This window comes from Proteus faecis (assembly GCF_003144395.1).
Classification (GTDB): domain Bacteria; phylum Pseudomonadota; class Gammaproteobacteria; order Enterobacterales; family Enterobacteriaceae; genus Proteus; species Proteus faecis.
Map to the genome: position 1 here is coordinate 97564 of NZ_PENZ01000017.1, position 21914 is coordinate 119477.

A 21914-nucleotide genomic window follows, 5' to 3' on the forward strand; every position below is an offset into this window, starting at 1 on the left:
CCATCTTCATGGCAAACTACAGACTTTCTATTTCTTCAGAGGACAACAGTTTTGGATATAACACTAAAAGAGGAAGCGGTTGCTGAGCTAAGCACGATCCTAGATATGTTACGTTGGGCTATGAGTCAGTTTAATTCATCTGATATTTATTATGGCCATGGTACAGATAACGCGTGGGATGAAGCATTACAGCTAGTGTTACCGACAATTGCACTTCCTTTAGATATTCCAGATGCACTGTTATCAACGAAGTTAACAACTTCTGAAAAGATGGAAATCATTACGCTTGTCGAAAGCCGAATTGAGCAGAAAATTCCCGTCCCTTATTTAACTCATAGCGCTTGGTTCTGTGGCCACGAATTTTATGTTGATGAACGTGTTCTTATCCCTCGCTCTCCTATTGGTGAATTAATCAATAACCACTTTGATGGTTTAATTCAGCAAGAGCCAACACGTATTCTCGACTTATGCACGGGAAGTGGCTGTATTGCGATTGCTTGTGCTTATGAGTTTGAAGAGGCTGAAGTCGATGCGGTTGATATTTCTGAAGATGCATTGGAAGTCGCTGAATTCAACATTGAAAACCACGGTTTAGTGCATCGTGTTTACCCAATGCAATCAGATTTATTTAACGCTATTGTCCCAACGCCTTACGATATTATTGTGACAAATCCTCCGTATGTTGATGTAGAAGATATGGGGGATTTACCTGATGAATATCAAGTTGAACCTGAATTAGCATTAGCTTCAGGTATTGATGGCCTAGATATTACAAGACAAATTTTACTAAAAGCCCCTGAATATCTGAGTGAAAAAGGTATTTTAGTGTGTGAAGTGGGGAATAGTATGGTTCATCTTATTGAGCAATTCCCTGAGGTTCCATTTACATGGCTTGAGTTTGAAAATGGTGGAATCGGTGTCTTTATGCTGACTCGTGAACAGCTCGTCGAATATTCAGAGAGTTTTTCTATTGATAAACGTTGATGTCACAGTAATGAGACGGTAGATTGTTATTTATTGCAAATAACATATTGATAACATCACACAGTAAAAGATAGGAATAAAGGGATGGCAGGAAACAGTATCGGACAATTATTCAGAGTCACAACTTTTGGTGAGTCTCATGGTATTGCATTAGGTTGCATTGTTGATGGTGTACCTCCTGGATTGCCTTTGACAGAAGCTGACTTACAAGTTGACTTAGATAGACGCAGACCCGGAACATCACGTTATACCACGCAACGCCGTGAACCCGATCAAGTTCGTATTTTATCAGGTGTATTTAATGGTGTTACCACAGGGACAAGCATTGGTTTACTGATTGAAAACACGGATCAACGTTCTCAAGATTACAGTGAAATTAAAGATGTTTTTCGCCCCGGTCATGCTGATTATACCTATGAGCAAAAATATGGTTTGCGTGATTATCGTGGTGGTGGACGCTCTTCTGCGCGAGAAACAGCAATGCGTGTTGCTGCCGGTGCAATTGCCAAAAAATACCTAAAAGAGAAAATGGGCATTGAAATAAAAGGTTATCTTTCTCAATTAGGTCCAATTACTTGTGATCTTGTTGATTGGTCTATTGTTGAAACCAATCCGTTTTTCTGCCCAGATCCTTCTCGTTTAGAAGCACTTGATGAATATATGCGTGCACTTAAAAAAGAGGGGAACTCAATTGGTGCAAAAGTCACTGTGGTGGCAGAAGGGGTACCAGTAGGATTTGGTGAGCCTGTTTTTGACAGACTAGATGCAGATTTAGCGCACGCATTAATGAGTATCAATGCTGTCAAAGGAATTGAAATTGGTGATGGTTTCGGTGTTGTAACATTAAAAGGCACTGAAAATAGAGATGAACTTACTAAAGATGGCTTTACTAGTAACCATGCAGGTGGCATTTTAGGTGGAATTAGCAGTGGTCAGCCAATTGTTGCTCATATTGCTTTAAAACCAACATCTAGCATTACTATTGCAGGTAAAACGATTAATCGTGATGGCGAAGAGGTTGATATGATAACCAAAGGTCGTCACGATCCTTGTGTGGGAATACGCGCTATCCCTATTGCAGAAGCAATGATGGCAATTGTATTACTCGATCATGCATTGCGCCAACGTGGTCAATGTGGTGATGTTGTACCTCCGCTAATGCAATGGTAATCATTCTAAGTCAATAACGAAGTCAATAAACTGTTGTAAGTTTGATGTTAGCTTTAAAGGTGTGAGCGCCTAATTTTATCATGCTCAGATCGTGTTGTTGTGGTTTTTTAACATAAATGAGATAAACACAGCAACACGTCCTTCATTCCTAATAATTCGGATAGATAAATGGATTGGCTCTTTTCAGATGGCATCTACCTTCTTCTCTTCTTGGTGGCTTTAATCGCAGGTTTTATTGATTCAATTGCTGGTGGTGGTGGATTAATCACTATTCCAGCTTTGTTATCAGCCGGGATTTCGCCTGTTCAAGCCCTCGCAACGAATAAACTGCAATCAGTCGGTGGTTCTTTTTCGGCTACGCTCTATTTTATACGTCGAAAAGTGATTGATTTAAAAGCGCAACGATTTGCCATTTTAATGACTTTTATCGGTGCCGTTTCTGGTGCCATGTTGGTACAGTTTATTAATCCAGAAATCCTTAGACAAGCCCTTCCTATTCTTACCATAGCCATCGGTTTCTATTTTCTTCTCACTCCATCAATTGGTGCTCAAGACAGTAAACAACGTATTGGCTATTATACTTTTGGTGCAATATTAGGTGGAGGTGTCGGTTTCTATGATGGTATTTTTGGCCCTGGTACAGGCTCTTTTTTCGCTTTAGGCTATGTTATGTTGCTTGGATATAATCTTTCAAAAGCAACAGCTCATGCTAAGTTACTTAACTTTACCTCTAACTTTGGCTCGTTACTATTTTTTATCATTGGTGGGCAGGTTATTTGGACTATTGGTTTAGTTATGCTTTGTGGGCAGTTTATTGGTGCTCGCTTAGGTGCAGGTTTAGTCTTAACAAAAGGGCAAAAATTAATAAGACCTATGCTGGTCATTATCTCCTTTTTGATGAGCATCAAACTCATACATGACAATCATGGCGATACTATTGCACTTTGGTTTTCTGCACTTTTTAATTAGGAACAGATGGTTTTTTAAATGTCAGCACATCATTATCAACAGTTAATTGATATCTTTAATCAATGTTTTAGCGAAAGTTTCCAAACCCGTTTAGTTAAAGGGGATGATGAGCCAATTTATTTGCCTGCAAATGAAGAGACACCTTATCATCAAATTATTTTTGCTCATGGTTTTTATGCCAGTGCATTACATGAAATATCACATTGGTGTATCGCCGGAGAGGCTCGTCGGCAACAAGTTGATTATGGTTACTGGTATTGCCCAGATGGGCGAGATGAAACGACACAAGGGCAGTTCGAAGTTGTAGAAATCAAACCTCAAGCATTAGATTGGTTATTCTGCCAAGCTACTGGTTATCCTTTTAATGTTAGTTGTGACAATTTAGAGGGTAACTTTGAACCTGATCGTTATGAATTTAGAAATAAAGTGAGAGAACAAGTTCTCGCTTATTTACGAGACAAAAACATCCCACCTCGTGCTCAGCTATTTATTAATGCGTTACATTTGTTTTACAATACCCCAGAGCTAACGGAAGAGATGTTTCCTTATCAGGAAAATCCTTTAGTTAATTAGGGATTGCGAGAATTACTATCGCCTATCCACTGTGAAGGTTTTACCCAATAGGGTGGAGTCTGAAGTAGTAAGGTTGCTGGAACACACATATTTATGCTTTGCTAATACAAGGTAAATAGAAGAGATAGCAACATTATATATTGAGGATAAATAATGCTTTCTGAGTATGAAGCGTACTTATTAGATAAAATTGATAGCCGTGTTGAGCATGCTACTGACGATGAGTTATTTGCAGGCGGGTATTTACAAGGCCACATTACACTGGCTATTGCTGAACTAGAGCAAGAAAATAACACCCAGTTAGAAGCGTTAAGAGCGCGTGTAGAAGAGAGCATTCAAAAGGCGATAAAAGCAGGAGAGCTTTCACCTCCAGATCAAGCATTAGTTTTATCTACATGGCATGATTTAGTTAACTCAATTAATTAATTTTGCATGTCGACTAAGAGAACAACCGGCATAAATCGGTTGTTTTTTTCTTTCTTAATATTTTATTAAAATCACGGTCTTTAAGTTATATTTAAGATATTTGCTGTTGAATTAGATTGGTTTTTATACAAAAATTGATCTTCACTATTTATCAATTGTTTTTATTTGATTTTTCAAAGTCGATGTATCTCTCATTGATTAAGCATAATAGTGCTATCTTTTGTAACTCCTTGCCATTTCTGTAAAATTACTTTTAAATGTTTTTTAGGAATGTTTCTCGGGATGCAAATGATTTGCATAGAATATTTATGATAAGGATAACGATACGATGAAAAATTTCTTTAAAATAGGTCTGTTGACTAGCGCTGTTTTATTTTTATCTGCTTGTGATCAATTTGATTTAGATAATAAAAAAAATAAGTTTTATTACAGTAATCCAAGCGAGAAAGCCATCAGTTTTAGCGTCGATGGTAAAGAATATCAGGTTGAGCCGGGTAAAAATGGTTACATAACGCTGCCTCCAGGTGAGCATAATTTAACAGATAGCGCCGGTAATAATGCTCGATTTATGGTTTATGACAACAATAATGGTGGCATATTAAATCCTGATAATTTTATGTATTACACTCTTTCTGAAGTTTATGCTGTAAAGGGAAAAACAGAGCAATTTAAACCTGTTGATTACCCAGTTATTATTAATGGCTATGAATTTGAACTTCCAGTGCGTAGTACTAATGCCACATTAATTGATGGTAATGTTTTTCAGTGTACTTATGCTTTAGGTGAGCCATTTCCTAATGAAATTCGCACTCGTAATAAAAATAATGACGGTAGCATAAAAAATAAATGCTTTGATAAACCTGAATTTATTAAATATATTTCGGCGGAATACAGTAAAGATCTAGCTCCGTTTACTCAAGAAGATGAATATAATGATTCTGTTAATCTTGATTTAGACTATATGTTACCGACAGCTGAATTTACCGATCCTGATATTCAAGCCGATGCAGAAGAGCTAGTTTCATTATTAAATCAAATTAAAGAAAGTAATGATCCAAAGATCCATAACGCATTAAAAGATAAACTTTATAAGGCGACACTTGCTGTCTCTAGCGCGTATGCTAATAGAGTGGTGAAAGACTCCGTAGAAGACAACAAATATTATAATCATTTTATGAAAGAGAGTGGTAAGTTTCAATCTTACGGTATATTACCTAAAGAGTAAGGTATTCAAAGAGTAAAATCTATTTAATGCAATTATAAGCCATCCAATCGGGTGGCTTTTTTTAACGTATTTAAGTCACTAAAGAATAAGAACATAACTGGAAATCTCGATGACAATAACACAAACCAAAATAAAAAATAACGATATTACCCTTCGCCCCACACAAATTGATGATGCAATTAAATTACCTGCTATCGAGCAATCAGCAGGGCAATTATTTAGCACCTTAGAAGATTTAAGTTGGATAAGCGAAAGTGGCGTACAAAGTGTTGAAAAACATTTAGCCTTTATTAACCATAAAGGGCATTGGGTTGCGGTTAATAGTGATAATGAGCCGGTTGGTTTTATTATGACAACACCTTTACCAAACAGCTTATTTATTCATGAACTCTCAGTGAGTCAAGACTGGCAAAATAGGGGAATTGGTAAATTACTTATTCAAAAAGTCAAAGATGAAGCCAAATTACATAAGTTTGATGCGGTTACGTTGACAACCTTTCGTCATGTACCTTGGAATGCACCGTATTATCAGCGATTAGGTTTTTCTATTTTACCCGAAAGTGAAATTCCTCATTCTTTGCAAGAAATCTTAGATGATGAAGTTGAAAGCGGGGGATTTGTAAAAGAAATGCGCTGTGCGATGAAGTTTGAGCTTTAGCTTCTTTTAGCATGTGATGATGTTGGATCTCACAATGAGTGAAACAAAAAGCAAAATAAGCGAGCCAAGCAACCCAAGTCGGTTGCTTAGACATTTATTTTACTTCAATCGATTTTCCTCGCAGTAATGCTCTTACCCAAAAACGATTAGGGTGTAAGGCATTCAACACATTATCTTCAACTGGAAAAGGTTCATCAAAAATTTGGCTTGCAAGAATTTCGGCTGATAAAGGTGCTGAACATAAACCTCGTGAGCCTAATGCGCTAAAAACATAGAGCTGATGAAAAGCGGGAGCTAATGAAGGGATCTTTCTTCTACGCTTAAATCTATCTAGGTGCTTATATTCTACAACTAATCGCTCAAAGTCAGGCACCTCACCTAATAGTGGAAGATGATCTCGAATAGTACAACGAATGCCCACACGCGCCAGATTTTGGCTAAAATCAATATCTTGAGTCCATTTAGCTTCAGATAAACAGTGAGTGAGATGCCATTGATTATCTTCTTGTTCTTGACGCGATATTTCTAAATCTAATTTATCACGACGAAAACTCGCTCCGACACAATGCAAATTATCTTTAGGATCAACAGGAGTAAAATAACCGTCGTAACATAAAACAGTGCCGAGTTTTGATAAATTTTCGGTTGTTGGGATATGACTGACTTGCCCTCGAACTGCGCTAATAGGTAATTTCTCACATTGGGTAAAGTCTGTAATTCGATGTCCATTCGCTAAAATAATGCAATCATGTTTTGATTGAGAATGTGTGACATGTTGTTCATTGTGGTGAGTGATATTTAAGCACCAAAAAGTATCTTGTGCATTTATCTGGGTAACCTGATGATTAAATTGTAGCTTTAGGCCCAATTGTTGAGCATATTTCAGCACTTGAGTTGTTAGCTCTGTGGGAGACAGCCAACCCGCTTGAGGATAAAAAAGTCCTTCGTAGTTAATATCTAATCCACAAAGGGTATTTATTTTATCTTGAGAAAGATAACGAGCTAATTCGTTAAATGGTACGGAGTGATTGATTATCCGTTCTGCTTTTTTTCGTATTCTTTCATTATAAATAAGCTGAGCAACACCAGACCATTGATGAGAGAATGCAATGCCAGCTTGACTTAGATTGTCATAAGTACGACGTGCAAATAAGAATGCCGCCGTAAAAAACTGTTCTATCTCGTCTGATTTGCCATTTAACAAAGGGTATAACACACCTTGTCGATTACCTGATGCATTGGTCGCTGGTTGTTTGTCTTCACAATATAAGGTGACATTAGCACCCCTTCTTAGGCAAGAAAGCGCCATTAATGCACTGGCAATTCCACCACCAATAATTGCAATATCCTTGTGTTCAGTGGCGCTAGGTCGTGCATAGTAAGGAACAAACTCGGTTGATGGTGAATGAGGAAATAACCCCGTGAGCATCTCTCTTTTCTCACCAAAACCTTTTACTTTTTTAATTTCAAAACCAACACTTTGTAGTCCACGTCTAACAAAACCGGCAACGGTAAAAGTAGCGAACGTGCCGTTTTCACGCATTGAATCAGCCATAGCTTGGAAGAGCGTTTCACTCCACATTTGTGGATTTTTAGAGGGTGCAAAACCATCAAGGAACCAAGCATCAATTTTGTTATGTAGTGTTTGGCGAGTTTGGGGCAATAAGGTGTTGATATCGCCAAACCATAAATCGAGGGTAATTGTCCCATCAGCAAGAATAATGCGGTGACAACCGGCAATAGGTTTAGGCCATTGAGAGCATAACTCTTGTGAATATTTTTCGAGTTCATGCCAGTGACTATGGGCAACGTGTAAATCTTCTTTAGTGAGTGGAAATTTTTCAAAACTGACATAATGCAAACGTTGTAGTTTTGCATCAGGTGTTGTTTGACGAAACTGCTCAAATGCTTGCCAAAGAGTAAGAAAATTCAGTCCTGTGCCAAACCCTGTTTCTGCGATAACGCATTCAGAGCGTACATGTGTACCAAAACGTGATGGAAAATGATTTCCATGTAAGAATACATGTCGAGTTTCTTCTAGACCATCTTGGTTTGAAAAGTAAATATCGCCAAATTGTTCAGAGATAGGCGTACCAAGTTCATTCCAACTTAAAGACGCAGTATTTATCGGGCTATTATTCACGGAACTGCCTGTATTTCTCGAAAAAATTAACCAATATCTTAGCGCCGTTAGGTGGCTTGTGCCAGCCTTAAAGGGGAAAGTGTTTTATCGGCTTATCTCTATTTTTGTAAAAAAGATCCTGATCGGACTTGTTCGGCGTACAACTGTACGCTAAAGTGCTACTCAGAAATCCCGCAGCTACAACTATTATTGTAAAGAGGTATGAATGAAGCGCGCAGTGATCACGGGTCTGGGTATTGTTTCGAGCATTGGTAATAACCAGAAAGAAGTGCTGGATTCTTTAAAAGAAGGTCGTTCCGGGATAACTTTCTCAGAAGAATTTAAAGAGATGGGGCTTCGTAGCCACATTTGGGGCAACGTTAAGCTTGATACTGAAGGTCTTATTGACCGTAAAATCCGCCGTTTTATGAGCGACGCATCGGTTTATGCCTATTTATCTATGCAAGAGGCGATAGCTGATTCAGGTCTGACAGAAGACCAAGTTTCTAATATTCGTTCTGGCTTAGTCGTTGGTTCTGGTGGTGGTTCGCCACGTAACCAAGTTCAAGGTTCTGATGGCATGAGAGCAAAAGGTCTACGTGGCGTAGGTCCTTATATGGTAACTCGTGCAATGGCATCGGGTGTTTCGGCTTGTTTAGCAACCCCTTTCAAAATTAAAGGTGTTAACTATTCAATCAGTTCTGCTTGTTCAACATCAGCACACTGTATTGGTCATGCCGTTGAACTTATCCAGTTAGGCAAACAAGATGTTGTATTTGCTGGTGGTGGTGAAGAGTTAAGTTGGGAAATGACTTGCGAATTTGACGCAATGGGTGCACTTTCAACTAAATATAACGAAACCCCAACCAAAGCTTCTCGTACTTACGATAAAAACCGTGATGGTTTTGTTATCGCTGGCGGTGGCGGTATTGTGGTTGTTGAGGAGTTAGAACACGCATTAGCGCGTGGTGCTCATATCTATGGTGAAGTCGTAGGTTATGGTGCAACGTCTGATGGTGCAGATATGGTTGCACCTTCAGGTGAAGGCGCTGTACGTTGTATGCAAATGGCAATGCAAGGTATTGAGAAAGTTGATTATATCAATACACACGGTACTTCAACGCCAGTTGGCGATCTAAAAGAGCTTGAAGCTATCACGGAAGTGTTTGGTTCGCATACACCAGCTATTTCAGCAACAAAAGCAATGACTGGCCACTCATTAGGTGCTGCTGGTGTGCATGAAGCAATTTATAGCCTACTGATGTTAGAGCATGGATTTATTGCGCCAAGCATCAATATTGAAGAATTAGATGATAAAGCAAAGGGTATGAATATCATCACTCAACCAACAGAACAGAAGCTAGAGACGGTAATGTCAAATAGCTTTGGTTTTGGTGGTACAAATGCTTCATTAGTTATGAGTAAATATAAAAAATAGTTAGATATACTTATATTTTCTTATTAAAAAGCAGACTTCATTTTTAATGGGGTCTGTTTTTTTTATTTGAATTTTACTATGTAAAATAATTTTTTATTCTAATAAAGATATTATTTCTAATAAAAATCGTTAAAAAACTTTATATAAATAATGCTAAAAAATACATTTCTTAATAGTTGCTCATTTTATCACTCTAATTAAATAGACGATTTTGTTAATATGTTGTTTATATGAAGAAAGATAAAGTCTGTTCATTTTATTTCAATCGTTTAATTTAAATTTACTCAAAATCATTAAATGTTTTGTTTTATATGGAGTTAGATGAATAGAAAAGTTGAATAAGACAAAAAGAGCGCAAAAAAATTGATCTGGGTTATTTTATTACAAATAAGTAGGAGCTATTTAATATAAAAGTTGGTAATGTTTGCTTCGGATACTTGTATTACTTTATATTTTATACTTTGATTTCTTGTGTCAGTTTTATTTATTAAACCTAACATTATGAATGGACCGGCTAAGAATTTAGCCGGCGTTTTTTTATTGTTGTCTTTTTAACATTGACTCACATCTCCTGATGACAATCTGCTTTTTTCTGAGCAGACTGACGTCGGAAATTCAGTGGTGTTCTCAGCTGTTGCACTAAGAGTACACCCAGTAACACAATACCCCCACCCACTAAGTGATAACTATGCATTTCTTCACCAAGAAGTGCGATAGCAATCATTGCAGTAAATAATGGCATTAGGTTCATAAAAATAGAGGTTGTATTTGCACCTAATTTCATCACACCTAAAATCCACAAATAAGGTGCAAGAATAGAAGCTCCGATACCAGCAAAGATAACCAATCCAATATTATCTTTTGTTAATGCAACACTTTCAGCAAGAAAGAAGTTTGGCAATAATAACAGAACGCCAAATCCAATTTGCACATAAAGTGATTGCCAGTTAGGGAGTGTAATTGACCATCGTTTTGTTAATACACCATAAAGAGCGTATGACGCCGAAGCGATAAACATCATCAGTTCACCATAACCCAAGCCTTGGGAAAGTAACTGAGAGGGTTCGCCACGACTAATTAACCAAACTAAGCCACTAATTGAAAGCACTGTGCCTAAAACAATACCAACCGTAGGTACAACACGTAAAACAAAAATACTGATAATTACGGTTAATAATGGAATGAGAGAGTTTAGGATCCCCATAAATGTCGCACTAACATAATGAGCCGCATAATAAGCTAAACTTTGGTACATCACCATCCCTAATGCACCAAGAATAAATAACTTCCACCAATATTGCTTGACGGTTTTACGATGATGCCAAACAGGCATAATCAAAAAAGGTGTCATAATTAAAAAGGCGAGGAACCAACGATAAAAAGAGATTGCAGCAGGATCAATAACAGACGCTGCTGCTTTATTGACGACTGCATTAATGGACCAGATTAACACCGCTAAAAGCGGAAAAATTGCGTTTTTCATTGTTCTCACATCTATTTTAAACCAGGCCGCTATTGTAAGCTTGTCTGATTAGATATATATAATGAAAACCAGACAACCGATAGACCAATAAAGACAATATGACAAGAGAACAACATAACGATGACAATTGAACAACAGAAAATGCAATGGTTATTGTCTGATCCAGATACGGTACGATTTCGTGATGAGCAACTATTAGCTGAAACTGAGTTTGTTTATCATCAACATGATTTTGGTCAGTTATTGTATGTGATTTCTGGTGTCATGGATTTAGAAGCAGGAGGACAGCGGTTTTTAGCACCCCCAGAATTTAGTGTATGGATACCTAAAAATGTAGGGCATGCTAGCTACAATAAAAAGACACTCTCTTTTAAAGTGTTAGATATTGCACCAAGTTGGAGTGAAGGTTTGTTAGATAAACCGTGCTTAATTCAATTAAGTGCTATTTTTTCAACGATATTTTCTGATTTTTTTCATCGTGGTGTGTGTAAACCACAAACAGAAGAAGATTTTCGCTTAGCGCAAGTGTTGATAGATCAACTTAAAATTTCGCCGATTCATCATACTTACTTACCTTCTTCTAAAGATAAACTACTCGCCCCAATACTTTCTGCATTAGAGCTGGATCCGGCTGATAATACATCGTTAGAAGAGTGGGCTAAAAAGCGTTATACCTCAGAAAGAACACTCTCTCGTCGTTGCCAACAAGAATTAGGTATGTCATTTAGTGAATGGCGTAAGCGTCTACGCTTTTTACATGCAATTTCTTTACTAGAGCAAGGGAAAAGTGTGAATGAAATTGCATTTGATGTGGGATATAGCTCTTCATCTTCTTTTATTGCGATGTTTCAACAATTTGCTGGTACAACACCTGAACGTTTTCGTCGGTTACCCAATTGTTAAGCTTTCTTTTCATTTATTTACTTAAAATCTAGGCGGATTTTACTGTCAATAATAGGCTTTGCGGTGAATAAGTGGCAAAATAGGCCGCTTAATTTTATTTTTCGATTGATTGTTTACACATATAAATACCAAATCAGTGAGATAACACCGTGAAAATTCTGGTTGATGAAAATATGCCTTATGCGGAACAACTTTTCCGCCAATTAGGTGAGGTAAAAGCTGTTTCTGGTCGCCCATTACCTACTGATGAGCTTAATGATTCTGATGCCTTAATGGTGAGATCAATTACTAAAGTCAATGAATCCTTATTATCAGGCAAGCCAGTGAAATTTGTTGGAACGGCGACTGCGGGTTTCGATCATGTCGATATTGCATGGTTAGAACAGCAACAAATTGGTTTTTCATCAGCCCCTGGCTGTAATGCTATTGCGGTCGTTGAGTATGTATTTTCGGCACTGATGATGCTAGCAGAGCAAGATAACTTTCAATTAACTGATAAAGTTGTCGGTATTGTTGGTGTGGGAAATGTGGGGGGACGATTAGCAACACGCCTTCGTGCATTGGGAGTAAATGTTTTACTTTGCGATCCACCAAGAGCAGATAATGGTGATGATGAAGCGTTTTATCCATTGGAAACATTGTTAGAAAAAGCAGATATTCTAACTTTCCATACACCTCTCAATAAATCAGGCTTATACAAAAGTTATCATTTAATTAATGAGAGCAACCTCGAAAAATTACCTGAAGGACGTATTTTAATTAATGCGAGTCGTGGCGAGGTTATTGATAATCAAGCATTATTGTCTGTACTTGAGAAAGGTAAATCCTTACGCGTTGTATTGGATGTTTGGGAGCCAGAACCAGATCTCTCTATTGAGTTATTAAATAAAGTTGATATCGCAACACCACATATTGCAGGTTATACCTTAGAAGGTAAGGCGCGTGGAACAACTCAAGTTTTTGAAGCTTATTGTGATTTTATTGGGCAGCCTCAAAAAGTTGAATTATCCACATTATTGCCAGCACCTACTATTTCCACTATTTCAGTACAAGGTGAGTTAACACAAACACTTTTAAAGCAACTTATTCATCTTGTTTATGATGTGCGTCGTGATGATGCACCATTACGAAAAGTGGCAGGAATAAAAGGAGAATTTGACAAATTACGCAAATTTTATCCTGTACGCCGTGAGTGGTCTTCATTGCACGTCATTTGTGATAATCAAATCACGGTTGATACATTAAATGCAATTGGCTTTAGTGCGACATATAAAAGTGCTACACACAAATAATAAAGCAAAATATTATTTTAAAAATTTTATGGTATTGGAGGATATCTTATGGGAGAAGGTTGGAATATTGCAGTTGTTGGTGCAACAGGCTCTGTTGGTGAAGCGATTTTAGAACTGCTACAAGAGCGTGAATTTCCCATTGGTGAATTAACTGCAATCGCAAGTGAAGATAGCATTGGGAAATCCGTGCGTGTAAACAGTAAAAGTGTTGCAGTTCAAGGTATTAACAATATCGAGTGGGCTGATATTCAGTTGGCTTTTTTTGCCGCGCCAACAGAAATCAGTGCGCAATACGCACAACAAGCAGCTGATGCTGGCTGTATTGTTATTGATTGTAGTGGCATCTTTGCAATGGATTGGGATGTGCCGTTGGTTGTTCCCGGTGTGAACAGTGCAATGCTAGCGGAATATCGTACTCGTAATATTGTTTCTATTGCTGATAGCATGGTGAGCCAATTATTACGTGCTATTAATCCATTAACAGAATCAGCGGGTTTAACGCGTCTTAGCGTGACAAATTTAATGTCTGTTTCCCGTTTTGGAAAACAAGCCGTAGATGAACTGGCAGGGCAAAGTGCTCGTTTACTTAACGGTATTCCTCCTGAATTAGGTCGTTTTAATAAGCAGTTAGCATTTAACATTTTACCTTTAATGGTTGATGACGAAGGCTCTATACAAGAAGAGCGTCGTATGGTTGATCAAATTCGTAAAATTTTACAAGATGAAGGCTTGCCAATTTCTGTTTCTACACTGCAAGCGCCTGTTTTCTATGGTAATGCACAGTCAGTACAATTAGAAACGTCACGTCCAATCGGAAGTGATGAAGCGCGTGAAACATTACAAGAAAATGAAGATCTTAATATCAGTGATGAAAATGACTTTCCAACTCAAGTCACTGATGCATCTGGTAATGTGAGTTTAAATTTAGGCTGTTTCCGTAATGATTATGGTATGCCTGAAGCTTTACAATTTTGGTCAGTAGCAGATAACGTGCGCTTTGGTGGGGCATTAATGGCTGTTGAAGTGGCAGAGCAATTAGTGCAGGAGCAGTTTTACTAATGAATGCGCAAGTGAGTGCTGAAGTGACAGAACAACCCTTGACTAAGTCAGCGGTTACTTCTGAAAGCACAACAATCAAAATTGCTTTAGGCGTTGAATATGATGGTAGCCGCTATTATGGCTGGCAACGCCAAAATGAAGTGCGCAGTGTGCAAGAACGGTTAGAAAAAGCTCTTTCACAGGTGGCTAATGAGCCTATATCTGTGTTTTGTGCGGGAAGAACTGATGCTGGCGTCCATGCAACGGGGCAAGTTGTCCATTTTGAAACAACTGCGCACCGCAAAGATCCCGCATGGACTATGGGGGTTAATACTCATTTACCGGCGGATATTGCTGTACGTTGGGTCAAAACTGTGTCTGATGATTTTCATGCTCGCTTTAGCGCAACGGCAAGACGTTATCGCTATGTGATTTTTAATCATCGTTATCGTCCGGCTATTTTGTCATCTGGAGTGACGCATTTTCATTATCCTTTAGATGCTGAACGTATGCACCAAGCTGCGCAATGTTTACTTGGTGAAAACGATTTTACTTCTTTTAGAGCGGTTCAATGTCAATCGCGAACGCCATGGCGTAATGTTATGCATGTCAATGTTTCTCGATATGGTGACTATGTTGTTGTGGATATTAAAGCGAATGCATTTGTTCATCATATGGTGAGAAATATTGTTGGCAGCCTTTTGGAAATAGGGTGTGGCAATCAGGATATTACTTGGATGGCTGAATTATTAGCTTTAAAAGACAGAACTAAAGCTGCAGCAACAGCTAAAGCGAATGGATTGTATTTAGTTTCTGTAGATTATCCTGATCATTTTGAATTACCAAAACCTGCAATGGGTCCACTATTTTTAGCGGATAATCCTATTGAAATATCTCAATCATAAAGACACCCAGTTTTCTGAGGATTTATGGAAATATTAACACAATTTGTTGATTTAATTAAGTTTCTAATTGATTTTATTTTACATATTGATGCGCATTTAGCAGAGCTTGTTGCACAATATGGCACATGGGTCTATGCCATTTTGTTTCTGATTGTTTTTTGTGAAACAGGGTTGGTGGTAACGCCTTTCTTACCCGGAGACTCCTTATTATTTGTTGCTGGCGCTTTAGCTTCACTAGAAACCAATGATGTGAATGTTCATATTATTGTTTTACTGCTACTTTGTGCTGCCATTTTAGGGGATGCTGTTAACTATTCTATTGGGCGACTTTTTGGTGAAAAACTATTTAGTAAGCCCGATTCAAAGATTTTCCGTCGTGAATATCTAGATAAAACCCATGCTTTTTATGAAAAGCATGGTGGTAAAGCAATAATTTTGGCAAGATTTGTGCCGATTATCCGAACTTTTGCACCATTCGTTGCAGGAATGGGTAAAATGTCATATCGTCACTTTGCCTTTTATAATGTTACTGGGGCAATTGTATGGGTACTGCTATTTACTTATGCAGGATACTTTTTTGGTGACTTAGATATAGTTCAAAAGAACTTAAAATTGCTAATTGTTGCCATTATTGTTATTTCTATTTTACCGGGCGTTATTGAGATCTTACGCCATCGTAGAGCGAGTGCAAAAGCGAAGAAAGAAAGTGATAACAAAGAGGTTTGAGCAGTTATCACAAGTTTTTGCCGTAGAATAGCCATAATAAAGAGATGCGCTGAAATTCAGTAAGCGGTATCATCATAAACTTTGCTAACCACACAGCCAGTGTATTGTGGTTGATACGCTAACAATAATTTTACTGGCGAAGGTCAGATTCAGACGAAAAGGTCCATTAATGAGCTGGATTGAAAAAATTCTAAACAAAAGCACTATCACAAGTTCACGTAAAGCCAATATCCCAGAAGGAGTATGGACTAAATGTGACAGCTGTGGGCAGGTTCTCTATCGCGCAGAATTAGAGCGTAATTTAGAGGTTTGCCCTAAATGTGATCACCATATGCGCATTTCAGCGCGCCGTCGCCTTGAGACTTTCCTTGATACAGGAAGCACAACAGAATTAGGTAGCGAATTAGAACCTAAAGATATTCTGAAATTCCGCGACTCTAAAAAATATAAAGACAGAATTAGCGCTGCTCAAAAACAAACGCAAGAAAAAGATGCATTAGTTGTTATGAAAGGAACGCTGAAAAAGATGCCAGTTGTTGCTGCATCCTTTGAATTTGCGTTTATGGGCGGTTCAATGGCTTCTGTTGTGGGGGCTCGTTTTGTTCGTGCTGTTGAACAAGCACTAGAAGATAACTGTCCATTAGTTTGTTTCTCTGCAAGTGGTGGCGCTCGTATGCAAGAAGCGCTGATGTCATTAATGCAAATGGCAAAAACAAGTGCAGCATTAGCAAAAATGCAGGAGCGTGGCTTACCTTATATTTCTGTCATGACAGACCCTACAATGGGCGGTGTTTCTGCAAGTCTAGCGATGTTAGGTGATATCAACGTTGCTGAACCTAAAGCACTAATTGGTTTTGCTGGTCCTCGTGTTATCGAACAAACAGTACGTGAAAAACTACCTGCTGGTTTCCAGCGTAGTGAGTTTCTGTTAGAAAAAGGGGCGATTGATATGATTATTCGCCGCCCTGAAATGCGTGATGAGCTAGCTGAATTACTGGCTAAGCTGACTCAGTATGATTTAGTCGAAGATGAAGATGAAATCATTAGTGAAGAAATGATTGCTGATGAAATTGAGTCTACAGACAACGAGCCAGAAATTAACATCGAAACGAATAAAAAAGAAGATGTCTAATATCATAACTGCTCCTAAAGCCACATCGCCTTTGTCGGTGTGGCTTTCTTATCTTGAACATTTACACTCCAGTGCCATTGATATGGGGTTAGAGCGAGTAGGCAAGGTAGGAAAAGTATTAAACGTGTTACGTCCCGCACCTAAGGTAATTACTGTCTCAGGTACAAATGGAAAAGGCACTACCTGTCATATGCTAGAGTCAATCTTGATGGCATCAGGATTGAAAGTCGGCGTTTATAGTTCCCCTCATCTTGTTCGTTATACAGAACGCGTTCGTATCCAAGGCAAAGAGCTTTCCGAAAGTGCTTTTTGCGAAGTTTTTGCAGAAATTGAACAAGCTAGAGGCGATATTTCGCTGACCTTTTTTGAATATGGCACTTTAGCTGCGCTGAAGTTATTTCAACAAGCACAACTTGATGTCGTTATTCTTGAAGTAGGATTAGGTGGTCGGTTAGATGCGACAAATATCGTTGATGCGGACGTTGCTGCTATTACAAGTATTGCCCTCGATCATACTGATTGGTTAGGTGCTGATAGGGAGCATATTGGTCACGAGAAAGCTGGTATTTTTCGAGCCAATCACTATGCTGTTGTAGGTGAACCGGATATGCCTCATTCCATAGCCCAAGTTGCTAATGAAAAACAAGCTAAGCTTTTTTGCCGAGGAGCAGATTGGTCTTTTGCTATTGAAGGTGAGCATTGGCATTGGCGTAGTGTTGACTGTGAATTTGATGCATTACCAATCCCTAATATTCCGCTAGCCAATGCTGCAACAGCAATGGGTGTTATTCGTTGCTTACTCCAATCTGATGATAAAATCAGCCAAGCGATAACACAGCACAGTATTGTTGAAGGTATGTCTCGTGCTCAATTGCCGGGGCGTTTTCAGGTAATTTCGCAACATCCTCTGGTTATCTTTGATGTGGCTCATAATCCTCATGCTGCAGGATATTTAGCGGAAAAATTATCACAATTACCGAAAAAATCTGATACTCAAGTACGTATTGTTGTTGGTATGCTGGGTGATAAAGATATTGCAGGAACATTAGCGTGCTTAACACCATTAGCTGATCATTGGTATGTTGCTCCACTTAATGAGTTTCGTGGTGCTTCTGCTGAGGTGTTAGCTCAGCATCTTGAGAAGCCAATGGTATTCGATAGTGTTGAAAATGCATGGCAACAAGCCATCTCTGATGCTGCACCTAACGATATTGTTGTGGTTTGTGGTTCATTTCATACAGTCGCACATGTAATGGAACTTTTGGAAAAGGAGCGTGTGGGTGGCAAGTAAATTTCAAAATCGCTTAGTCGGTGCCGTTGTATTGGTGGCAGTAGGGGTTATTTTTTTACCTGCTCTACTCGACGGCGATAAGAAATATAACGAAGACCAGTTCGCCTCTATTCCTTTAGTACCCAAACCAGGTGATGAGCAAGAAATAGAATCTATCGCCCCGATAGAGCAAACTTCTGTGCCTTCGACTCCATCAGAAGGTGCATCTGAAGGTATGATTTCTGAAGCAGTGACTGGCGTTGAGCAACCTGCCGTTACAACCCCTGAATCACCTGCTGTTGTACCTGTTACACCAGTAGAACCATCACCACAACCAACCCCTACACCAGAGCCTCCTGCTGTGGTTACGCCACCGGTACAACCATCCACACCGCCAGTGCAAGAAACTAAGCCACCAAAAGGTGAGGCTTGGGTTGTTCAATTAGGTGCGTTGAAAAATGCGGCGAAGGTAGAAGAAATTATTGCGAAAATGCATTTCTCAGGTTATCCAGTATATACCATACCCGCTCGCCCAGTTGCAGGACAAGTAACTCGAATTTACATTGGTCCTAGTGCATCTAAGTCAGAATTACAGGCTATTTTGCCTCATTTAAAAGAGCTTACTGGGTTACAAGGTGAGGTAAGGGCATATAAGCCTTAATTTTTTCTAAACGAGTCATCAGATGAGTGATGTAACAAAGCGTTAACTTATTGCGGCGATTATGATTTTTCATATCGCCGTAAATTATTTTGAAATTAGCGAAAATTAGCATTACGCAAACGTTTTCGTTTTCTGTTAGAATGCTTCCGTATTAATGCGGAGCATCATTATTGGATAAAAAATTTATGGTCTGGATAGATTACGCCATCATTGCCATTATTGGTTTTTCCGCATTAGTCAGCCTGATCCGTGGCTTTGTTCGTGAAGCATTGTCACTCATCACCTGGGGTTGTGGTTTCTTTGTTGCTAGTCAGTTTTATCCTTATCTTGCCGTCTATTTTACCCGGTTTGAAGATGAGCTGGTTCGTAACGGGATTGCAATAGTCACGTTATTTATTGCGACACTGATTGTCGGTGCTGTGGTGAATTATGTGATTAGCTCTCTTGTTCAACGCACAGGGTTATCAGGTACAGATCGTGTATTGGGGGTCTGTTTCGGGGCTTTAAGAGGCGTGCTGATAGTTTCAGCATTACTTTTTGTTTTAGGCGCGTTTACGCCTATGGCAGATAGCGCTGATTGGCAACGTTCTGAACTTATTCCTCAATTCAACCATATTATTAGGTGGTTCTTTGACTACCTACAAAATGCGTCAAGTTTCGTGTCGGAGAGAATATAACCTCTCCGTCTGGCTGATGAGGATCTATTCATGTGCGGTATTGTCGGTATCGCTGGAGCTAATCCAGTAAACCAATCAATTTATGATGCGTTAACGGTGTTACAACACCGAGGTCAAGATGCAGCAGGCATTGCAACGATAGACGGTAACAATGGTTTCCGTCTTCGTAAAGCAAACGGACTGGTTAAAGATGTGTTCGAAACCCGTCATATGTTGCGTTTAAAAGGTACTATCGGGATAGGGCATGTCCGTTATCCAACAGCGGGTAGTTCTAGTGCATCAGAAGCGCAGCCTTTTTATGTGAATTCCCCTTTTGGTATTACGTTGGCGCATAATGGTAATTTAACCAATGCGCATTTATTACGTCGCCAATTATTTGAAACAGCGCGTCGCCATATCAATACCACCTCTGATTCTGAAATCCTACTTAATGTATTGGCATATGAATTAGACCGTTTTGACCATTTCCCGCTTGAGCCTGATAATATTTTTGCAGCCGTTGCAGCAATGCATAAAAAACTCCGCGGTGCTTATGCTTGTGTTGCTTTGATCATCGGTCACGGTTTACTGGCTTTTCGTGATCCTTTTGGTATCCGTCCGTTAGTATTGGGTAAACGTACTTTAGATGATGGTCGCCATGAATATATGGTCGCATCTGAAAGTGTTGCGCTTGATACTTTAGGTTTTGAATTCTTACGTGATGTTGCGCCGGGTGAGGCGATTTATATCACAGAGCAAGGGCAACTGTTTACTCGCCAATGTGCCGAAAATCCGCAGTTAATTCCTTGTTTATTTGAGTATGTTTATTTTGCTCGCCCTGATTCCTTTATCGATAAAATTTCGGTTTATAATGCACGTTTACGTATGGGGCAGAAATTAGGCGCTAAAATTGCCAAAGAGTGGGATGATTTACAGATTGATGTTGTGATCCCCATTCCTGAAACATCTTGCGATATTGCCTTAGAAATTGCGCATATTCTCAATAAACCTTATCGCCAAGGTTTTGTCAAAAATCGCTATGTTGGTCGTACTTTTATTATGCCAGGTCAGCAAGAGCGCCGTAAGTCAGTGAGACGTAAACTGAATGCAAATCGCGCAGAATTTCGTGATAAAAATGTTCTGTTGATTGATGATTCTATTGTACGTGGTACAACGTCAGAGCAAATTGTCGAACTTGCAAGAGAAGCGGGTGCGAAGAAAGTCTATTTTGCTTCAGCTGCGCCAGAAGTTCGCTTCCCGAATGTGTATGGCATTGATATGCCAAATGCCAATGAGCTTATTGCGCATGGACGTGAGGTGGATGAAATTCGTAAATTAATTGGTGCTGATGGACTTATTTTCCAAGATCTCACTGATTTAATCGCTGCGGTACAAGAAGAGAATCCTGATATTAATCAGTTTGAATGTTCTGTATTTGACGGTGTTTATATTACGAAAGATATTGACCAAGATTATTTGGATTATTTAGAAAATCTACGTCGTGATGATGAACATAAGATCCGTGATCAGAATGAAATAGAAAATTTGGAAATCTATAACGAAGGCTAATTTTTCGGTAAAATATCTCCCTTATAAAGCGTCGATGCTAGTGTGTTCTGCATCGACGCTTGTTTTTTGAGGGTTAATCATCATAATGATTAATAAAGATATATATTCTGAGGATTATAATGAAAAAGCTGATAGTTGGGCTAACCGGCGCCAGCGGTGCAATTTATGGTATACGTTTATTAGAGATACTAAAATCTGTGCCATCAGTTGAAACCCATCTAGTGATTAGCCAAGCTGCACGCCGTACTATTTCATTAGAAACCGATTATTCGCTGAAAGATATTTATGCTTTAGCGGATGTGATTTATGACGATCGCGATATTGGGGCATCTATCTCTTCTGGTTCATTTCGTGTCAATGGAATGGTCATATTACCTTGCTCTATCAAAAGCCTATCAGGTATTGTTCATAGTTATACAGATACGTTAGTCACTCGTGCAGCAGATGTTGTACTTAAAGAAGGGCGTAAACTAGTCTTGTGTGTGCGTGAAACACCACTTCATTTAGGGCATCTACGATTGATGACACAAGCATCTGAACTAGGTGCTGTTATTATGCCACCTGTACCTGCATTCTATTTTCAGCCTAAAACTATTGATGATATTGTTAATCAAACTGTGAATCGTGTGCTTGATCAGTTTGAGATTGATTTACCTGATGACTTATTTCAACGGTGGGAAGGGGATAAGCCTGCTCGCTAAAGATATTCGTCAT

The 21914-nt window shown here is 38.9% G+C and carries 21 protein-coding genes; 19 read left to right on the forward strand and 2 right to left on the reverse strand.

What is annotated here, in order from left to right; translation table 11 throughout:
* Positions 1-105: 105 nt before the first annotated feature.
* The 7 genes from prmB to DK858_RS04880 all read left to right on the forward strand — a co-directional run bounded on the left by prmB (position 106) and on the right by DK858_RS04880 (position 6005).
* The gene (gene prmB, locus DK858_RS04850) at positions 106-984 is read left to right on the forward strand and encodes a 50S ribosomal protein L3 N(5)-glutamine methyltransferase (RefSeq protein ID WP_235376248.1); all 879 of its coding nucleotides are present in this window, start codon (positions 106-108) and stop codon (positions 982-984) included.
* 84 nt (positions 985-1068) lie between these two features.
* A complete protein-coding gene (gene aroC / locus DK858_RS04855; RefSeq protein ID WP_109396424.1) occupies positions 1069-2154 on the forward strand; it encodes a chorismate synthase in 1086 nt (361 codons plus the stop codon).
* A 168-nt stretch (positions 2155-2322) separates the two neighbouring features.
* Positions 2323-3123, forward strand: a complete 801-nt coding sequence (locus tag DK858_RS04860) for a sulfite exporter TauE/SafE family protein (RefSeq protein ID WP_109396425.1) — start codon at positions 2323-2325, stop codon at positions 3121-3123.
* An 18-nt stretch (positions 3124-3141) separates the two neighbouring features.
* On the forward strand, positions 3142-3696 hold the full coding sequence (locus DK858_RS04865) for an elongation factor P hydroxylase (protein WP_109396426.1): 555 nt from the start codon (positions 3142-3144) through the stop codon (positions 3694-3696).
* Between the two features lie 153 nt (positions 3697-3849).
* On the forward strand, positions 3850-4122 hold the full coding sequence (locus DK858_RS04870; RefSeq protein ID WP_006533359.1) for a YfcL family protein: 273 nt from the start codon (positions 3850-3852) through the stop codon (positions 4120-4122).
* Positions 4123-4450: 328 nt separating this feature from the next.
* Complete coding sequence (locus tag DK858_RS04875; protein WP_109396427.1) at positions 4451-5347, forward strand: hypothetical protein; 897 nt, start codon at positions 4451-4453, stop codon at positions 5345-5347.
* Positions 5348-5456: 109 nt separating this feature from the next.
* Complete coding sequence (locus tag DK858_RS04880; RefSeq protein ID WP_109396428.1) at positions 5457-6005, forward strand: GNAT family N-acetyltransferase; 549 nt, start codon at positions 5457-5459, stop codon at positions 6003-6005.
* A gap of 94 nt (positions 6006-6099) precedes the next feature.
* Here the strand turns inward: DK858_RS04880 and mnmC are convergent, their stop codons facing one another.
* Positions 6100-8148, reverse strand: a complete 2049-nt coding sequence (gene mnmC / locus DK858_RS04885) for a bifunctional tRNA (5-methylaminomethyl-2-thiouridine)(34)-methyltransferase MnmD/FAD-dependent 5-carboxymethylaminomethyl-2-thiouridine(34) oxidoreductase MnmC (RefSeq protein ID WP_109396429.1) — start codon at positions 8146-8148, stop codon at positions 6100-6102.
* Positions 8149-8353: 205 nt separating this feature from the next.
* Between mnmC and fabB the strand changes: the two genes are divergently transcribed.
* Positions 8354-9565 carry a beta-ketoacyl-ACP synthase I gene (gene fabB, locus DK858_RS04890; RefSeq protein ID WP_109396430.1) on the forward strand — a complete coding sequence of 404 codons (1212 nt, stop codon included), beginning with the start codon at positions 8354-8356 and terminating at the stop codon, positions 9563-9565.
* Between the two features lie 562 nt (positions 9566-10127).
* On the opposite strand, the gene DK858_RS04895 is transcribed toward fabB, so the two are convergent.
* Entirely contained in the window at positions 10128-11048 is a 921-nt protein-coding gene (locus tag DK858_RS04895) for a DMT family transporter (RefSeq protein ID WP_072063201.1), read from the reverse strand.
* A 120-nt stretch (positions 11049-11168) separates the two neighbouring features.
* On the opposite strand from DK858_RS04895, the gene DK858_RS04900 reads away from it, so the two are divergent.
* The 11 genes from DK858_RS04900 to DK858_RS04950 all read left to right on the forward strand — a co-directional run bounded on the left by DK858_RS04900 (position 11169) and on the right by DK858_RS04950 (position 21901).
* The gene (locus tag DK858_RS04900) at positions 11169-11951 is read left to right on the forward strand and encodes an AraC family transcriptional regulator (protein ID WP_109396431.1); all 783 of its coding nucleotides are present in this window, start codon (positions 11169-11171) and stop codon (positions 11949-11951) included.
* Positions 11952-12100: 149 nt separating this feature from the next.
* The gene (pdxB, locus tag DK858_RS04905; RefSeq protein WP_109396432.1) at positions 12101-13243 is read left to right on the forward strand and encodes a 4-phosphoerythronate dehydrogenase PdxB; all 1143 of its coding nucleotides are present in this window, start codon (positions 12101-12103) and stop codon (positions 13241-13243) included.
* A 48-nt stretch (positions 13244-13291) separates the two neighbouring features.
* A complete protein-coding gene (locus DK858_RS04910; RefSeq protein WP_109396433.1) occupies positions 13292-14302 on the forward strand; it encodes an aspartate-semialdehyde dehydrogenase in 1011 nt (336 codons plus the stop codon).
* A complete protein-coding gene (gene truA / locus DK858_RS04915) occupies positions 14302-15186 on the forward strand; it encodes a tRNA pseudouridine(38-40) synthase TruA (RefSeq protein WP_228407178.1) in 885 nt (294 codons plus the stop codon). Before DK858_RS04910 ends, truA begins: the two co-directional genes overlap by 1 nt.
* A 24-nt stretch (positions 15187-15210) precedes the next feature.
* The gene (locus DK858_RS04920; RefSeq protein WP_098942343.1) at positions 15211-15912 is read left to right on the forward strand and encodes a DedA family protein; all 702 of its coding nucleotides are present in this window, start codon (positions 15211-15213) and stop codon (positions 15910-15912) included.
* 169 nt (positions 15913-16081) lie between these two features.
* On the forward strand, positions 16082-17044 hold the full coding sequence (gene accD / locus DK858_RS04925; RefSeq protein WP_072063195.1) for an acetyl-CoA carboxylase, carboxyltransferase subunit beta: 963 nt from the start codon (positions 16082-16084) through the stop codon (positions 17042-17044).
* Positions 17037-18335, forward strand: a complete 1299-nt coding sequence (folC, locus tag DK858_RS04930) for a bifunctional tetrahydrofolate synthase/dihydrofolate synthase (RefSeq protein WP_109396434.1) — start codon at positions 17037-17039, stop codon at positions 18333-18335. The genes accD and folC overlap by 8 nt, the downstream gene beginning before the upstream one ends.
* A complete protein-coding gene (gene dedD / locus DK858_RS04935; protein WP_109396435.1) occupies positions 18325-18975 on the forward strand; it encodes a cell division protein DedD in 651 nt (216 codons plus the stop codon). Before folC ends, dedD begins: the two co-directional genes overlap by 11 nt.
* Positions 18976-19160: 185 nt before the next feature.
* Complete coding sequence (gene cvpA, locus DK858_RS04940; protein ID WP_023581692.1) at positions 19161-19652, forward strand: colicin V production protein; 492 nt, start codon at positions 19161-19163, stop codon at positions 19650-19652.
* 30 nt (positions 19653-19682) lie between these two features.
* Positions 19683-21200, forward strand: coding sequence for an amidophosphoribosyltransferase (purF, locus tag DK858_RS04945; protein ID WP_109396436.1), 1518 nt, complete (start codon positions 19683-19685; stop codon positions 21198-21200).
* A gap of 119 nt (positions 21201-21319) precedes the next feature.
* A complete protein-coding gene (locus DK858_RS04950; RefSeq protein WP_109396437.1) occupies positions 21320-21901 on the forward strand; it encodes a UbiX family flavin prenyltransferase in 582 nt (193 codons plus the stop codon).
* Positions 21902-21914 lie beyond the last annotated feature (13 nt).

What these genes read in the sequence shown, in the direction of transcription:
- fabB (WP_109396430.1), top strand. Translation starts at nt 8,354, where the DNA reads ATGAAGCGCGCAGTGATCACGGGTCTGGGTATTGTTTCGAGCATTGGT.
- prmB (WP_235376248.1), top strand. Translation starts at nt 106, where the DNA reads ATGTTACGTTGGGCTATGAGTCAGTTTAATTCATCTGATATTTATTAT.
- DK858_RS04900 (WP_109396431.1), top strand. Translation starts at nt 11,169, where the DNA reads ATGACAATTGAACAACAGAAAATGCAATGGTTATTGTCTGATCCAGAT.
- DK858_RS04865 (WP_109396426.1), top strand. Translation starts at nt 3,142, where the DNA reads ATGTCAGCACATCATTATCAACAGTTAATTGATATCTTTAATCAATGT.
- purF (WP_109396436.1), top strand. Translation starts at nt 19,683, where the DNA reads ATGTGCGGTATTGTCGGTATCGCTGGAGCTAATCCAGTAAACCAATCA.
- DK858_RS04920 (WP_098942343.1), top strand. Translation starts at nt 15,211, where the DNA reads ATGGAAATATTAACACAATTTGTTGATTTAATTAAGTTTCTAATTGAT.
- DK858_RS04880 (WP_109396428.1), top strand. Translation starts at nt 5,457, where the DNA reads ATGACAATAACACAAACCAAAATAAAAAATAACGATATTACCCTTCGC.
- aroC (WP_109396424.1), top strand. Translation starts at nt 1,069, where the DNA reads ATGGCAGGAAACAGTATCGGACAATTATTCAGAGTCACAACTTTTGGT.
- truA (WP_228407178.1), top strand. Translation starts at nt 14,302, where the DNA reads ATGAATGCGCAAGTGAGTGCTGAAGTGACAGAACAACCCTTGACTAAG.
- folC (WP_109396434.1), top strand. Translation starts at nt 17,037, where the DNA reads ATGTCTAATATCATAACTGCTCCTAAAGCCACATCGCCTTTGTCGGTG.
- DK858_RS04860 (WP_109396425.1), top strand. Translation starts at nt 2,323, where the DNA reads ATGGATTGGCTCTTTTCAGATGGCATCTACCTTCTTCTCTTCTTGGTG.
- DK858_RS04870 (WP_006533359.1), top strand. Translation starts at nt 3,850, where the DNA reads ATGCTTTCTGAGTATGAAGCGTACTTATTAGATAAAATTGATAGCCGT.
- DK858_RS04910 (WP_109396433.1), top strand. Translation starts at nt 13,292, where the DNA reads ATGGGAGAAGGTTGGAATATTGCAGTTGTTGGTGCAACAGGCTCTGTT.
- accD (WP_072063195.1), top strand. Translation starts at nt 16,082, where the DNA reads ATGAGCTGGATTGAAAAAATTCTAAACAAAAGCACTATCACAAGTTCA.
- DK858_RS04950 (WP_109396437.1), top strand. Translation starts at nt 21,320, where the DNA reads ATGAAAAAGCTGATAGTTGGGCTAACCGGCGCCAGCGGTGCAATTTAT.
- DK858_RS04875 (WP_109396427.1), top strand. Translation starts at nt 4,451, where the DNA reads ATGAAAAATTTCTTTAAAATAGGTCTGTTGACTAGCGCTGTTTTATTT.
- DK858_RS04895 (WP_072063201.1), bottom strand. Translation starts at nt 11,048, where the DNA reads ATGAAAAACGCAATTTTTCCGCTTTTAGCGGTGTTAATCTGGTCCATT.
- cvpA (WP_023581692.1), top strand. Translation starts at nt 19,161, where the DNA reads ATGGTCTGGATAGATTACGCCATCATTGCCATTATTGGTTTTTCCGCA.